The sequence below is a fragment of the Streptomyces sp. NPDC093071 genome (genome assembly GCF_044754545.1).
In the GTDB taxonomy this organism is placed as follows: domain Bacteria; phylum Actinomycetota; class Actinomycetes; order Streptomycetales; family Streptomycetaceae; genus Streptomyces.
The window spans coordinates 186,338-200,981 of record NZ_JBIVPH010000011.1 but is presented as its reverse complement, the minus strand read 5'-3'; the positions used below and the strand labels follow the sequence as shown (position 1 = coordinate 200,981).

At 69.7% G+C, this 14,644-nt stretch carries 11 protein-coding genes; 3 read left to right on the top strand and 8 right to left on the bottom strand.

Annotated elements, in window-relative coordinates; translation table 11 throughout:
• Positions 1 to 49 precede the first annotated feature (49 nt).
• On the top strand, positions 50 to 1,537 hold the full coding sequence (locus ACIQD7_RS30230) for an aldehyde dehydrogenase family protein (RefSeq protein ID WP_402445737.1): 1,488 nt from the start codon (positions 50 to 52) through the stop codon (positions 1,535 to 1,537).
• Positions 1,538 to 1,645: 108 nt separating this feature from the next.
• Here ACIQD7_RS30230 and ACIQD7_RS30225 read toward each other — a convergent pair whose 3' ends face one another.
• Together ACIQD7_RS30225 and ACIQD7_RS30220 are read right to left on the bottom strand one after the other, a co-directional pair.
• Entirely contained in the window at positions 1,646 to 2,323 is a 678-nt protein-coding gene (locus ACIQD7_RS30225; protein WP_402445736.1) for a TetR/AcrR family transcriptional regulator, read from the bottom strand.
• A 28-nt stretch (positions 2,324 to 2,351) separates the two neighbouring features.
• Complete coding sequence (locus ACIQD7_RS30220) at positions 2,352 to 3,875, bottom strand: MFS transporter (protein ID WP_402445734.1); 1,524 nt, start codon at positions 3,873 to 3,875, stop codon at positions 2,352 to 2,354.
• 156 nt (positions 3,876 to 4,031) lie between these two features.
• On the opposite strand from ACIQD7_RS30220, the gene ACIQD7_RS30215 reads away from it, so the two are divergent.
• Positions 4,032 to 5,018 carry a zinc-binding alcohol dehydrogenase family protein gene (locus ACIQD7_RS30215; protein ID WP_402445732.1) on the top strand — a complete coding sequence of 329 codons (987 nt, stop codon included), beginning with the start codon at positions 4,032 to 4,034 and terminating at the stop codon, positions 5,016 to 5,018.
• Positions 5,019 to 5,149: 131 nt separating this feature from the next.
• Positions 5,150 to 5,917, top strand: coding sequence for an SDR family NAD(P)-dependent oxidoreductase (locus ACIQD7_RS30210; RefSeq protein WP_402445731.1), 768 nt, complete (start codon positions 5,150 to 5,152; stop codon positions 5,915 to 5,917).
• A 25-nt stretch (positions 5,918 to 5,942) separates the two neighbouring features.
• Here ACIQD7_RS30210 and ACIQD7_RS30205 read toward each other — a convergent pair whose 3' ends face one another.
• The 6 genes from ACIQD7_RS30205 to ACIQD7_RS30180 form a co-directional block, all read right to left on the bottom strand.
• Complete coding sequence (locus tag ACIQD7_RS30205) at positions 5,943 to 6,866, bottom strand: alpha/beta hydrolase (protein WP_402445730.1); 924 nt, start codon at positions 6,864 to 6,866, stop codon at positions 5,943 to 5,945.
• A 268-nt stretch (positions 6,867 to 7,134) separates the two neighbouring features.
• Positions 7,135 to 8,388 (bottom strand): phenylacetate--CoA ligase family protein, encoded by a 1,254-nt coding sequence (locus tag ACIQD7_RS30200; RefSeq protein WP_402445729.1) that lies wholly within the window; start codon positions 8,386 to 8,388, stop codon positions 7,135 to 7,137.
• Positions 8,389 to 8,708: 320 nt separating this feature from the next.
• Entirely contained in the window at positions 8,709 to 9,644 is a 936-nt protein-coding gene (locus tag ACIQD7_RS30195; RefSeq protein WP_402445728.1) for an FAD-dependent monooxygenase, read from the bottom strand.
• Between the two features lie 556 nt (positions 9,645 to 10,200).
• On the bottom strand, positions 10,201 to 11,370 hold the full coding sequence (locus tag ACIQD7_RS30190; protein WP_402445726.1) for a sugar ABC transporter substrate-binding protein: 1,170 nt from the start codon (positions 11,368 to 11,370) through the stop codon (positions 10,201 to 10,203).
• Positions 11,371 to 11,399: 29 nt separating this feature from the next.
• On the bottom strand, positions 11,400 to 12,494 hold the full coding sequence (locus ACIQD7_RS30185; RefSeq protein ID WP_402445725.1) for an ABC transporter permease: 1,095 nt from the start codon (positions 12,492 to 12,494) through the stop codon (positions 11,400 to 11,402).
• Positions 12,481 to 14,034: a sugar ABC transporter ATP-binding protein gene (locus ACIQD7_RS30180; protein ID WP_402445722.1), complete on the bottom strand. Its 1,554-nt coding sequence runs from the start codon at positions 14,032 to 14,034 to the stop codon at positions 12,481 to 12,483. Before ACIQD7_RS30180 ends, ACIQD7_RS30185 begins: the two co-directional genes overlap by 14 nt.
• Between the last annotated feature and the right edge of the window lie 610 nt (positions 14,035 to 14,644).

Here is a 14,644-nt window from a genome sequence, read left to right as displayed (position 1 = left end):
CCCCATAGAGCCGCTTCTGTTCACGGACGAAACAGAGAAGAGAACGCGCATGACCACCTCGTCAGTTGCTACGCAGGCGATCCCGGAGTTCGTCACGGGCCACAAGAAGCTCCTGATCGGCGGTGAATGGGTCGACGCCGCCTCCGGCAGGCGGATCGACGTCGTCAACCCGGCCACGGGCAAGACGCTCGGCACCATCGCCCAGGGCGACGCCACCGACATCGACCGGGCCGTCAAGGCCGCCCGGCGCGCCTTCGAGGGGGAGTGGAGCCGCTGGACGCCGCACCAGCGCCGCAAGCTCCTGCTGAAGGTCCACGACGTCGTCCTCGACCACTTCGACGAACTCGCCCTGATCGAGACGCTCGACATGGGCGCGCCCCTGGCCAGGACGAGGAACCTCGCCGAATGGACCTCCCAGGTCCTGCAGTTCTTCGCGTCGCAGTGCGATTCCGCGGGCGTCGCCACACCGCAGAACTCGCTCCCCGGCAACTTCCTGACGTTGAAGCACCAGGCCCCCGTCGGCGTCGTCGGCGGCATCATTCCCTGGAACGGCCCGCTGATCGGCCTCTGGTGGATCTTCGGCCCGGCGCTGGCCACCGGCTGCACGGCCGTCCTCAAGCCCGCCGAGGACGCCTCCCTCTCCGTCCTTCGCGTCTCAGAACTGCTGACCGAGGCCGGTGTGCCCGACGGCGTCGTCAACGTCGTGACCGGGTACGGCGCCGAGGCGGGACAGGCCCTGGCGGAGCACGAGGACGTCGACCGCGTCGCGTTCACCGGCTCCGTCGGCACCGCGCGGGCGATCGTCAAGGCCTCGGCCGGCAACCTCAAGCGGCTGCAGCTGGAGCTCGGCGGCAAGTCGCCCGACATCGTCTTCGCCGACGCCGACCTCGATAAGGCCGTACCCGGTGCCGCGATGGGCGTCTACACCAACAGCGGCCAGGTCTGCGTCGCCGGCACCCGCATCCTCGTCCAGCGGTCGGTCCACGACGAGTTCGTCGAGCGCATGCGGGAGTTCACGAAGACGATCCGGGTGGGGGACGGGCTCGACCCGGACACCCAGCTCGGCCCCCTCGTCTCGGAGCGCCAGCTCGAACGCGTCATGCACTACATCGGTGTGGGTGGCGACGAGGCCCGGCTGGCCGGCGGCGGCAGCCGTCTCGGCGGCGACCTCGCGGGCGGTTACTTCGTCGAACCGACGATCTTCGCCGGAGCCACGAACGACATGACCATCGCGCAGGAGGAGATCTTCGGCCCGGTGGCCTCCGTGATCCCCTTCGACGACATGGATGACGCCCTGCGCATCGCCAACGACACGCCGTACGGACTCGCGGGCGGCGTGTGGACGCGGGACCTGTCGACCGCGCACAAGGTCTCGCGCGGGATCACGGCCGGCACGATCTGGGTCAACTGCTACGGAGTCCTCGACCCGGCCGTCGGGTTCGGCGGCACCAAGATGAGCGGCTACGGCTGGAAGGGCGCCAAGGAGCACGTGGACAGCTTCCTGTATCCGAAGGCCGTGTACATCAACCTCGACTAGTACGCGGAGACCCGAGTGCCGGCCTGTACGGGGCAGGGGGCAGCACCGCACGGATTCGACCGATCACCCGGGCCCTCGGCCGGTGTGGCGGCCCCGCTCCGAAGCCCCTCAGGGGGCGCCGTCATCGACCGACGGGTTCGGTCCGTCACCGGCGCCGTCGGCGGCCGGGCCGGTCGAGGCGTCCGCCCCCGGTACGTACGTGGCCACCGCGGGCCATGCCCGCGCGGCCGATTCGAGGACCGCGCCGACCACTTCCGGGTCCACCCGCGACAGGCCGTCGAAGAGGCCGCTCGTCCGCAGGGAGATCACACCGACCAGACAGGCCACCAGGACTTCGGCCCCGGCCACCGGGTCGTCCGCACCTCCGAGCGCCAGCCGGGCGGCGAGCGGCGACACCAGACGGTCGCGCATCTCCTCTGCGGCGGAGGCGCGCACCTCCGGAGCACTGCCCTGAGAGAGGAGTGCCTGGACGAGTGGTCCCGGAGTGCCCCGCAGGTCGGCCCGGCGCAGTGCTTCCGCCGTGTAGGCCCCCGGGGCGACGCCCTCGGGGGAGGCCGCCGACTCCCGGCCGTCCTCGGCGACCGCCGACCGGTACAGCGCGGCCTTGCCACCGAAGTACCGTGCGACGAGGGACCCGTCGACCCCGGCGCGCTCGCCGATGTCCCGCAGCGTCACCGCCGCGTATCCGTGGCGGCCGAAGAGCTCCCGAGCGGCGTCGAGCAGCGCGGCCCGCGTGGCGTCCGCGTCGCGCTTCCTGCCGCGAGGCTGTTCCTTGGACGATCCCATGACTGACTCCTCGGGGTTCGGTCTGCGCTCAGCGTCCGGAGTTGCGGCGGTCGGTTCCCGAAGCGGCGGGGCCGGTGACCCGTCCGCCCCGGGCGGTACCCCGGGTCACGACGGCGGACCCGGTCACCGGGGCGGTGGACCGGCGCGGTGGCAGGGCGACGGCGGCGACGACGCCGAGGAAGGTCGCCGCCGCCGTGGCCAGGAGGGCCGTGGTGTAGGCGTCGTCGTAGGGAAGGAGGCTGCCAGCGGGGGTGAAGGCGAGCATGATCGCCGAGATGGCGGCGCTGCCGACGGAACCCCCGACCGTACGCAGCACCTGGTTGAAACTGGTGGCGCTGCCGGTCTCGGACGCCGGAACGTGGCGGACGATGAGCAGCGGCATGACCGCGTAGGCCGCGCCCACACCGGCTCCGAGCAGGAAGGTGCCGAGGACGAGGACCGCCATGTGGTCCCGCCACAGGGCGAGCGCGACCAGGTCGAGGGTGACGACGAGCGACCCCAGCGGGAGGACGCGGAACGGCCCGAACCGGGAGACGAGGGCGGAGGCGAGCCGGTTCGCCGCCACGCTGCCCACGGACATCGGCAGCAGAACGAGTCCCGTGGCGGTGAGGGAGAGGCGGAAACCGTACCCGGCCTCGGCGGGGACCTGCGTGTAGAGGTTCACCAGGGACAGCACGCCGAACATGCCGACGCCGGTGAGCAGCGCGGTCGTGTTGGCCGCCAGGACGGCCCGGTTGCGCATCAGCCGGACGTCGACCAGGGGATGGGGGGTACGGCGGGCCTGGAACACCCACAGGGCCAGCAGAACCGCTCCGCCGCCCAGGCATCCGAGCGTGGCGCCCGACACCGGCCCCCAGGCAACCCCCTGGCTCACGGCCAGGAGGACGAGGGCGAGGCCGGAGCAGAGCAGCGCGGCCCCGGACAGGTCGAGTGGACGCGACGGAGTGGAGGAACCCTCGGGCACGACCCACCTCACCACCACGAGGGCGGCGGCGCTCAGCAGCGCCGCGAACCAGAAGCCGGCGCGATGGTCGAGGTGCTGGGCGATGACGCCCGTCAGGGGGTAGCCGATGCCCGCGCCCACGGACGTGGTGATGGAGAGCGACGCGATGCCCGAGCGCATGCGCTTCGGGGGCAGGTGGTCGCGGGCGACGGCAATGGTCAGAGGCAGCAGGCCCATGCCCATGCCCTGCAGGGCCCGTCCCGCGAGCAGGAGCGGGAGCCCGGGCGCGGTCGCCGCCAGGACGCTTCCGACGAGCACGCCGACCAGGGACGCCTGGATGGCCGCACGGCGGCGCGGTCCGTCACCGAGCCGGCCGAGGACCGGACCCGCGACGGCTCCGGCGAGCAGGGTCGCGGTCAGCACCCACTGGGCGGCGCTGAGCGACACGTGCTGCTCGCGGGCGATGGTGGGGACCATGGGGGCCCCGAGCGTGCTGATGACAGAGACGGTCAGGGAGGTGAACATGAGGGAGGGCAGCAGGGCCGGTGGTCGCACGGTGCCGTTCCCGCGCCCGTCGTCCTGCGGGGTGCCCGAGGAGGGCTCGACCATGCTGCGGCTTCCTTTCGGGTGGACCGTTGTCAACGATCGATGTCATTACCCAATGACATATAATATGGAAAATAAAATCCGTTTCGTCAAATCGGCGAGCGACTCCCGCCCGTCGGGACCCGCCCTGCCGGCTTCTGTGTACGCGAAGGAGTGCGCATGTCCTCGACCATGACCGCGCTGTACGGCGGCACCGGCCCCGCGTGGGCGTCCCGCGAGGTCCCCGCCCCCACCCCCGGCCCCGGCCAGGTGCTGGTCCGTGCCCGGGTCGCCGCCCTGAACCACGCGGACGCCTCGGTCCTGGCCGCCGCCGATCCGACGGCCGGCGGCACGGGCGTGCCGTACCTCGCCGGGTACGAGTTCGCCGGCGAGGTCGCGGCCCTGGGGGAGGGGGTGGCCGGCCCCGGGATCGGCGCGCGGGTGATGGGTACGGCGCCGGGCAGCTTCGCCCAGTACGTCCTGGCCGACCACCGCCATGCCGTCCCGATTCCGGACGGTCTCGGGTACGAGGAGGCCGCCGCGCTGCCCACGGGGTTGCTCACCGAGCACGGGGCCCTGACGAGCGGTGGCTTCGAGGCCGGTCGGTCGGTCCTGATCACGGGCGCCACGTCCAGCGTCGGTCTGGTCGGCGTCCAGATCGCCAAGGCCCTCGGTGCTTCGACGGTCGTCGCCACGACCCGTACCGCCGCCAGAGGGGCCCTGCTGCGAGAGATCGGGGCCGACGAGGTCGTGGCCACGGAGGAGCGGGACCTCACGGAGGCCGTCCTGGAGCTCACCGACGGCGAGGGTGTCGACCTCGTCCTGGACCATGTGGGAGGCCGAACCTTCGCCGCGTGCCTGCCGGCCACCCGGGTCGACGGCAGCGTGGTCAACATCGGTCGTCTCGACCGGGCCGAGTCCACCATCGACCTGGACGCCCTGTCCTACCGGCACCTGCGGGTCCGAGGGGTGTCCTTCGGCTTCTCCCGGCCCGCGAAGCTCGGCGCCGTCCTCTCCGGCGCGGTGGACGCGCTCACGCCCGCCCTCCTCGACGGCCGGGTGCGGCCGCTGATCGACAGTACGTACGACTTCGACACCGCATCCGAGGCGGTGCGGAGGCTCGGCTCGCACCAGGCGCTCGGGAAGATCGTTCTCGCCGTGCCCTGACGGGCGCCGAGCTGATCGCACCCACGGAACGGAACCCTTCCCTCCGCCGTGTGAATATAATATTTTCTCCTTGGCGTTCGATCTGCGGTCCGCATCCGGCGGGTCTGCAGGACATTCCTAGGAGCTATCTCGTGGCAGTCGCGTTCGACTATTCCGGCAGGGCCGCGTTCGTGACCGGCGCGGGATCGGGGATCGGGCGCGCCACTGCGCTCGCCTTCGCCCGGGCCGGCGCCGCCGTCGCGATCGCCGACATCAGCGCGGAGGGACTCGAAGGGACCGCGTCGCTGATCGCGGAAACGGGAGCCGAGGTGCAGGCCTTCACGACCGACGTCGCCGACCCCGCCCAGGTGGAAGCGGCCGTGGCGGGGACGGTGAGGGCGTTCGGACGCCTGGACGTCGCCTTCAACAACGCGGCGACCTTCGATCCGTACGGCCCGGTCGACACCACCGACGTCACGACGTGGAACCGCGTCATCGCGGTCAACGTGTCGGGCGTCTTCCACTGCCTCAAATACCAGGCGTCCGTCATGCTGGCCCAGGGCGGCGGTGCGATCGTCAACGCGGGCTCCGTCGCGAGCGAGGTCGCGTCCCTGGGGCTGACGGCCTACACGGCGTCCAAGCACGCCGTCGTCGGACTGACCAAGAAGGCGGCCCTCGACTACGCCACCCGGGGCATCCGGGTCAACGCCGTCCTTCCCGGCGCCGTCGACACCCCGATGGCCGCGGATTTCAGCGGAGGCACCGAAGAGGGGCGTGCGGCCATGGTGGCACTGGAGCCGATGGCGCGGCTCGGCGACCCCAGGGAGGTCGCCGATGCCGTGCTCTGGCTCGGATCGGACGCCGCCTCGTTCGTGACCGGCCACTGCCTCGCAGTCGACGGCGGCTGGCTCGCGCGATGAGCACCGGCGTCCGGCCGGCACGGTGTTACAGGTTGTCCTTGAAGAACGGCGTGATCTTCTCGAAGGCCTGATCGACCGCGAACGGCTGGTCGTACAGGTCGTAGTGGCTGGCACCCTCGACGACCAGGATGTCCTTCTTCTCGGACCGGGCCCGGTCGAAGAGCTCGAATCCGTCCCGGTACGAGCCGAAGCTGCCCGGCACGCTGCCCACGATGACCTGGAGGGGCTGCGTCAGCAGCACCTCGGCCAGGTGGAAGGCGTCCCATCCGACGGCCGCGGAGAGTCCGGAGAAGCGCAGTTTGTTCGGCGAGTTGGCATTCTCTCCCCGGGGCGTCTTGTAGTAGTCGATCGCTTGGACGATGTCGATGTCGGTGACGCCGGCGGCCTCCCGCTCCTCCTGGGAGTTGGGGATGTAGGTCGTGATGGCAGCTTCCCCACCGCGGGCTTCGGCGGTGCGCTGCTTGCCGATCGCCTCCAGCGTCGCGACGGCGGCGCCGGCCGACAGGTCGCCCTCCCGCATCAGCCGGCCGTAGTTGGCTCCGACGACCGTGACCAGTGCCTTGATCCGGTGCTCGGTCATGGTGGCGTTGGCCGCGTAGCCGCCCCCGCCGCAGACGCCGAGGCAACCGATGCGGTCCTCGTCGACGTAGTCGAGGGTCACCAGGTAGTCCACCGCGCAGCGGAAGTCCTCGACGCGCGTGGCCGGGTCCTCCAGGTAGCGCGGTTCGCCGCCGCTCTCGCCCTGGTGGGAGGCGTCGAAGGCGAGGGTGACGTACCCCTGCTCGGTCAGCCGTTCGGCGTAGATGCTGCCCGAGGTCTGTTCCTTGCAGCTGCTGATCGGGTGTGCGCAGATGATCGCGGGGTACTTCTTCGAGGCGTCGAAGTCCTTGGGGAGCCGCAGGTCCGCTGCGACGTCCCAGCTCCGGTTCTTGAACCGTACGTGCTGCATGTACTGCTCCTTGTCATGTGTGGCGTCGGGAAGGGTGGCCCGGCGCGACCGATCCGGCCTGTCGTGAGCGCCCGGAAGGCCCCTCGGAGCTCTTCTCAGGCTTCACCTATACGACAATTCCACGCAAAGAGCAGGCCAACCAGGTACAGAACCGTCCCCCCCATCGGCCACCACCGCCCATACATGCTTCGCGAGCCAGGGGGTACACAGACCTCTTGTCGGCTGCGCCGGGCTGCGCTCGGCGCCTCGGAGGAATACCGACGCGGAACTATGGTGTGATGCGCTCGATCAGTGAGACCTTGACGTGGTCCGGTCGCTTCAGGGTTCCGTCCGGGACGAGTTCGACGACCGTCTTCACGTTGAGGGCGGAACGGACCCGCTGCTCGATCGTGGCTCGCAGATCGCTTTGCGCCTCGGGCCCCATTCCCGTGGAGTGTTCCACGACCAGGGGCAGCGGTCGCTGCGTCGAGTGGCCCTCGAAGTCGACGCGGATCCGCATTTCCCCGGTCGTCGCCGGCGCCAGCTCGGCGACGAGCTGCTTGACCGCCGAGGGGAAGAGGTTGATTCCGCGCACGATCAGCATGTCGTCGGTGCGTCCGACGCACCGGACCTTGAAGCCGGTCCGCCCGCACGGACAGTCGGTCCCGGTGACGACGACGCGGTCCCGGGTGCGGAAACGCAGCAGGGCGGAGGCCCGGCGGCGCAGCGCGGTATAGACGAGCTCACCCTGGGCACCTTCTACCGGCTCGACCCGGGCACCGCTCTCTGGATCGATCAACTCGGCGATCATGAGGTCGGGCGACAGGAAGTGCATGCCGTCGGCTGCTTCGCACTCGCCCCAGTAGGTGCACGCGATGTCGGTCCCGCCCAGCATCTCCCGCGAGGTCGCGCCCCACAGCGACTCCAGCTTCTCCCGCACGGCCGGGAGACCGCCGCCCGGCTCGCCGCCGACGCTGATGGCACGGACGCCCAGCTCGCAGGCGGGGCGGCCGACGATCTTCGGGGCCTGCTCGGCGAGGTGGGCGAGGAAGTGCGGAGTGCCGATCAGGGCGTTCGGGCGCTGGTCGGCCTGGACGCGCAGCAGCCGCTCCGCCCCGGCCTCCGCACCGATCGGGATGTCGACGATGCCCATGTACTGCACGATCTGCACGATGGGCAGCCCGCCGACGAAACCCTTGCTCATGCCGAAGGCGTGCAGCAGCCGGTCGCCGGGCCGGAACCCGTTCGCGTAGAGGGCCCTGGCCCCGAGCTCGCACCAGGTGACGATGTCGGAAGCGGTCAGGCCCACGTACGAAGGGCTGCCCGTGGTGCCCGAGGAAGCCTGGATCTGCACGATCTCGGCGCTGTCGACACCGACGTGGGAACCCAGAGGCGGCGCCGCGGCCAGACTGTCACGGAGTTCCTGCTTCTCCGTGAAGGGAAGGCCGACCAGGTCGTCGACCGACCTGACCCCCGCCGGGTCGACACCGTTCCGGGAGAACTTCTCCCGGTAGAAGGCGCTGTTCGCGGCGAGGTGAGCCACTTGCTCTCTCAGGGCTTCGCCCTGAAGCACGCGCGCTTCTTCCGGCGAGAGGGTCTCCACCGGACTCCAGTACTTCTCTGAGAACGGGGCGACTGACATGGGGGCCTCCCTCTTGCCCGGCCTGCCGACGGCAAATGACCTGCCGGCCTTGTCGCGAGTACTGCCGGGCGTCTGGATGTCCGTCGCAGCACACGGGCGCGAAAGTGTCGAATGATCACTTGAATCGTATATATTATTTTCTATGTTGCCTAGGGGGCACCGGAGGGCAGCAGGTGTAAAGGTGCCGACTGCTTCGATTCCCGTGTCCGAGGACGAGGCGGCTACGCACCGGCGAAGGACCGGCTGAATGACTGCCCTGCCGAAACGCGGTGGCGCATGTCTGCCAGGCGATGGAGCTCGTAGCGTTCCAGGGCCCGCTCGGGCGAATCCGTCCCGGCCAGGGCGTCCGCGATCACCCTGGCGTCTGTCACGGCTTCCTCGAAGCCCGCGCCCGTCATCGGCGTCTGTGCGTGAGCCGCGTCCCCGAGGAGGGCCACGCGGCCGCTGACGACCCGGTCCGGCAGGTATTCGGCGATCGGCGTCGCGACGACCTCGCGCGCGCGAAAGGCCTCGGCGACAGCCGAGCGCCAGGGCTCGTCCCACTTGTGTCCGGCCGCGGTCGCCATCGTCCGGTAGAGCTCGTCCGGGATGTCGCCGGGTCGTGGGGTCCGCATCACTCGCTTCCCGGCGACGGCGCCGATGCGGCGGAAGTGCGCGTTGCGGTTCGGATCGAACCAGCCCCAGCCGAAGCGCGTGACCTGCCCGTCCCTCTCCGCGAGCGGGTACACCGCGAGCATGTCGTCACCGCTGGGGAAGAAGTCCGGCCCGCCGGGCCGGTCCCGATGGGAGGGCGGCAGGGCGGACTGGCCCAGCCACACCACGTAACCGGCGTACGCCGCGTCCGGGTGCTCGGCGTCCACGTGACGGCGGACGACACTGCGATAGCCGTCCGCGCCGACGAGCACATCGGCCGTCCACGCCTCCCCGGTCTCGGTACGGGCCCACACCGAAGCGGAGTCCTGACCGACCTCAACCACGTGTGCCTTTTCCACGACCGTGATCAGCGGATCGGCATCGACGGCGCTCCGCAGCGCCGAGTAGACGTCCCACCAGGCGTGGGGGAGCGCCCCTTGGCTGGTCGAGGACGGGCCGAGCGCTTCGCCGACGACGTCCTGGGCCGCCGGCCCTATCGCCCGCTGCAGACGCGCGCCGGTCACGAGGATCGCGACACCCCGCTGCGTCCGTCCCCCGGTCCGCTCGAGCACAACGGAAGGCAGCCCCCGGGACGCCAGGGCGAGAGCGGTCGTCAGGCCGCCGAGGGAACCGCCGATGATGAGTACTCCGGCATGGTTCGATTCGGGATCGGATGCGTGGGAAGAGATGACAGCCTCCTGGGTGTGGACCGCGGAGCGAGTGTGCGGGGCCGCGAGATGTCGAGAAGCGGAGCGCGGTGAATTTCCGCGGATCTCACCACCCGTGGAGCCGTGGGCACCTCAAGGCAGTGAAGACCTGTGCGCGCCGGTGGTGGCCGTGATCTGTCTCGCGAAGAGCGGGTTCGTGGTCGAACCGCCTCGAACAGGCTGTCATCGTCCGTGGTCCCGCAGGAAGGGCCGCTCGTGTCCTGGGTCGGGACTGTCCCTCCCTCCGGAATCGTCGGGCACCCGTCTGCCGCTTCTTTCACCGCCGGCCCGCGCAAGGCCTCGACCTGTGGAGCCCGGGGAGGCGTCCAAGCGGCCGACCGCCCCGGGGTCTCGTCTTCGTCGGGTGATCCGTCTACTTGCCCCAGAGCTTCTTGTACTGCGCCGGGTAGTCCTTCACGAGGTTCGGGAAGGTGTTCCCGATCGGCGCGGCGGGGACATTGTTCAGGTCACTGGACCAGATCACCGGACGGGTGTACTTCACGTCGTGCTCGAGCGCGCCCTCCGTCTGGCCGGTGAAGATGCGGGCCAGCGCGTCGATGGTGCGCCATCCCATCTCCCCCTGGTCCAAGGGCGCCGAGGCCGTCAGGCCGCCGCTGGCGAGAGCCGGGATGCTCGCCGGCGCGGTGCCCAGGGAGTACGTCCGGGGCAGCTTGGCGCCGGCGGCCTGCGCCGCGCTGAACAGGTTGGTTCCCATCCCGTCGTAGCCCACGAACAGGGCCTTCATGTCGGGATTGGCACGCGTGAAGTTGGTCATGTCCGTGCCGGCGGTCGTGCCGAGCGAGGCGACCGAGATCGTCGTCTCGACGATCTCACAGGACGGACACCTGGTCTCGATCTCCTCCTTGTAGACCCCGATGTATTCCTGGACGATCCGGTATCCCGGCAGTCCGACGATGCCGATGGTGCCCGGCTCGCCCATGTCGGCGAGGGTCTTGTCCGCGATGGCGACGGCCAGTTCGCTCAGGGCGTCGAGGCCGGAGATCTGGATGGTGATCGGGCCGCCGGACGGGTCCGGGCCGTTGTTCGACACCACGGGGATGTTCTTCGCCTTGAGCTTTGCGAGCTGGTCGAGGATCGGGTCCTTGTTCGTCGCGCTGATGACGACGGCGTCGGGGTCCAGCCGGATCGCCTGTTCGAGGGCCTGCTGCAGCAGTTGGGGTGTGGGCTCCTTCGGCTGGATGAACTTCAGCTCCCACCCGACTTCTTTGACGGCCTCGGCCATCGCGTCGTGCGCGATGATGGTGCCGATGCCACCGGGTCCGGCACCGATCATGACGATCTTCTTGTCCGAGGGGATCGGCTTGCCGACGGGCTGTGTGATGCCGATGGAGGTGGGCGCCTCGGCGTAGGACCGCACCTTGGCTTTCGCCGCCTTGATGCCTTCGATGTCGGCGGCGGTGGCGGGCTTGTCGCCGCTGGTGCCGCTGTCGGCGCCGCAGGCCGCCAGGAGCAGGGACAGTACGGTGCCCGCTGTGGTCGCTGCGGTGCGTCGGGCAGTACGCCGGGTTCTGGTCGGCTTCATGAGGTGTTCGCTCCTTCGTGAGGGGGAAATCAAGGGGCCGCGGTGGCGAGGGGGCCGGACTCACCGGTCTGTGCGCCGCCCCGGGTACCAGGTCGCTGCCGTGCCTTCGCGCGGATCCAGGAGCGGGCGCGGATCGCCTGTTCAAGGTTGGAGGCGCCGAGGGCGAGCAGCAGGACGACGCCGCTGAACATGCTCTGTGCCCACGGTTCACCGCCGACCAGGTAGATGCCGTTGGTGCCGGTCGCGATGAGCAGGACCGCGGCGACGGTGCCCCAGGCGTTGAACCGGCCGCCGAACTGCGTCGCTCCGAGGAATACGGCCGCGTACGCGTCGAGCAGGTACGGCGGGCCGATGTTGGGGCTGCCGGACTGCACGGACGAGGCGAGCAGGACGCCGGCGACACCGACGATGAGACCGGTCACGATCAGACCGGCGAACCTGAGCCGTCGAACGCGGATGCCCACGAGTTCGGAGGCGCGCTCACTGAAGCCCAACGCGTACACGCGGCGGCCCGTGACGGTGTACGTCTGGAAGAACCAGGTGGCGAGTGCCACCGCCAGCATCATGAACAGCGGTACGTGGAGCCCGAAGAAGCCGGTGGTCGCCAATTCGCCGAACGGGCCGACGAGTGGGCCGCCGGTGATCGTCTGCACCGAGAGCATCGAGCCGACCGTGGCGAAGAGCGCGCCCGTCGCGAGCGTTCCGATGAACGAGTCGATACGCGAACTCACCACCACGAGCCCGTTGAACACGCCCATCGCGAGACCGGCGAGCACGGTGACGGCGATCGCGGGCAGTACGTCCCATCCGCGGACGACCAACAACCAGGCGACGAGCAGGTTCGCCAGCCCCATGGCGTTGCCGATCGACAGGTCGAAGGTGCGGGCGGAGAGCGGCACCACCAGAGCCAGTGCCATCAAGCCGGGAACGGCCATTCCGTTGAGCACGGAGCGGACCGTGGTCATGGACGGAAAAGTCTCGGGCGCCCATATCGAGAAGACGACCACCAGCGCGAGCCAGACGTAGATGACGCCGATGCGAGTAAAGCTCAGGTGGCGGATCCAGGGCGCACGGCGACGTCCCGATCCTGTACGGACGGGCGTCGAATCGTCATTCCTGCTCATCGTGTGCTCCTTCGATCGCGTAGACAATGGCCGGCTTGGTCAGCCGGGCGCCTTCAAACTCCCCGACGACGCGACCGTCGCGCAGCGCGAGCACACGGTCGCAACAGGCGAGGAGGTCCTCGATGTCGGAAGAGGCCATGACGACGGACAGACCGTCATCGGCGCGGCGGCGGAGTTCGTCGTAGATCACCCTGCGGGCGCCGATGTCGATGCCCGCCGTCGGCTCGGACACCACCAGGATCTTCGGGCCCACCGACAACGCCCTGGCCAGAACGGCCTTCTGCTGGTTCCCGCCGCTCAGCGTGGAGACGGGACGCGGCGCGTACGCCGTGTCCGCGTGCATCGCGGCGAGCCACTTCCGTACGAACCGCCGCTCCCGGGAGGGCGTCACGGCACCCCGGGAACGAATCGCCGGGAGCGCGCCGAGCGAGACGTTCTCCGTCGTCGTGAAACCGTCGACGACGCCCTCCGCGCCACGGTCGGCCGGCACGAAGACGATCCCGAGGTCCCGGGCTCGCGGGATCGTCATGCTTCCGGCGTCCCCACCGGCACCACCGCCGACGACGAACGAGCCGGTCACGCCACTCCCGCAGGCGCCGGCGAGCACGTACGGGAGTTCTTCGCGACCCGAACCGAGCAGACCGGCCACCCCGACGATCTCCCCGGTGCCGACACGCAGGTCGAGTCCGTCCAGATAACGACCCCGGAGGTCCTTGACCTCCAGCGCGGGAATCTCGTTCCCACGTCGTGCGGGGGAGGCCGGGGTGGCGGTTTTCCGTGTTCCGGGCCCGGTCACCGTCCCTCGCGCGGCCGCCCCTTCGTCCGCACCGACGATGACATCGACCAGGCGTTCCATCGTGACGTCACCGAGGGAGCCGTCCCAGACCTTCCGCCCGTCACGCAGCACCGTCGCGTGATCGGCGACCGCCATGACCTCGTCGAGACGGTGTGAGACGAGCACGACTGCGGCGCCGGCGGAGCTGATCCCGCGGATCAGCTCGAACAGCCGGTCCACCTCGTGGGCCGCGAGCGCGGCAGTGGGCTCGTCGAGGACGAGGATGCCGCTCGCGTCCTCCCAGTCGGCGAGCGCGCGCACGATCGCCACCACGGCACGCTCCGGCGGCGAGGCTTCCGAGAGCGGCATCAGAGGATCGATGCGGAAGCCGAACCGGCCGAGCAGATCACGCGAACGCTGGGCCTGCCTCCGCCACGCGATGCGGCCGGACGGGCCGCGTTCGTAACCGGCCGCGAGCCCGATGTTGTCGACCGCTCCCAGTTCGGGAACTATTCCGAGGTCCTGATGGACGAAACGCAGTCTCCTACGCCGTGCATCCGCCGAATCCCCGAGGGTGAGCGAGTCCCCGAAAACGGTGGCGGTCGCGCCGGGGTCGGGGGTGTACACGCCGGCGAGGCATTTGATCAATGTCGACTTGCCCGATCCGTTGTGACCGAGCAGGGCGTGGACCGAACCCGCGCGGACCTCGAAGTCGACGTCTGCGAGCGCCTGGACGCCGGGAAACGTCTTGGAGACGTTCGTCAAGGAGAGGGCGGTACCGGTGGCATGTGTGCTTCCGGGTCTTGGAGGGGAATCGAGCCCCGGTGTGGAACCGAGGTCTTTCGTGCGGGTTCTGCCCATGGGCTTCGCTCTCTTGAAGTGACCTGTGCCGACGGCGTCCAGGTCATCACGAATTCAAAGTATGATATAAAATATATCGATGTGGAGTAAAGGGGCTCCGCCCGACACGTCAAGGACGTGGCCCAGGGGATTCGCCTCGAGCCGGGCAAGGCGAAAGAGCCCTCCTCCCTCCGCAGACGCTCGGACGGAGAGGGAAGCGGTGGGGCTGCGAGTGACTACCGCCGCGAAGCGGTCTCAGACCCCGCGAATAACGACCTCGCCCCACACGAGCCACGGCTCATCACGTGCTCGGGCATCGCGTGCACCTCCCGTCGAAGTCGGCGAGTTCTGTGGGTGTCGGGCTCGGCCGTCCTCGGGTCCGGGTGCCGGCTGCGTGCGACCTGCCGCACCATGCCACGACATTCGACGATTCCGGAAGTGTGTGCGCGGAAGTGTCCAAGAAGTTGGACACTCGGCTCGCCGCTCTGGCTGCGGTTTTCCGGAGTCGCGGTGATCTGCGGATACGGAGTGTCAT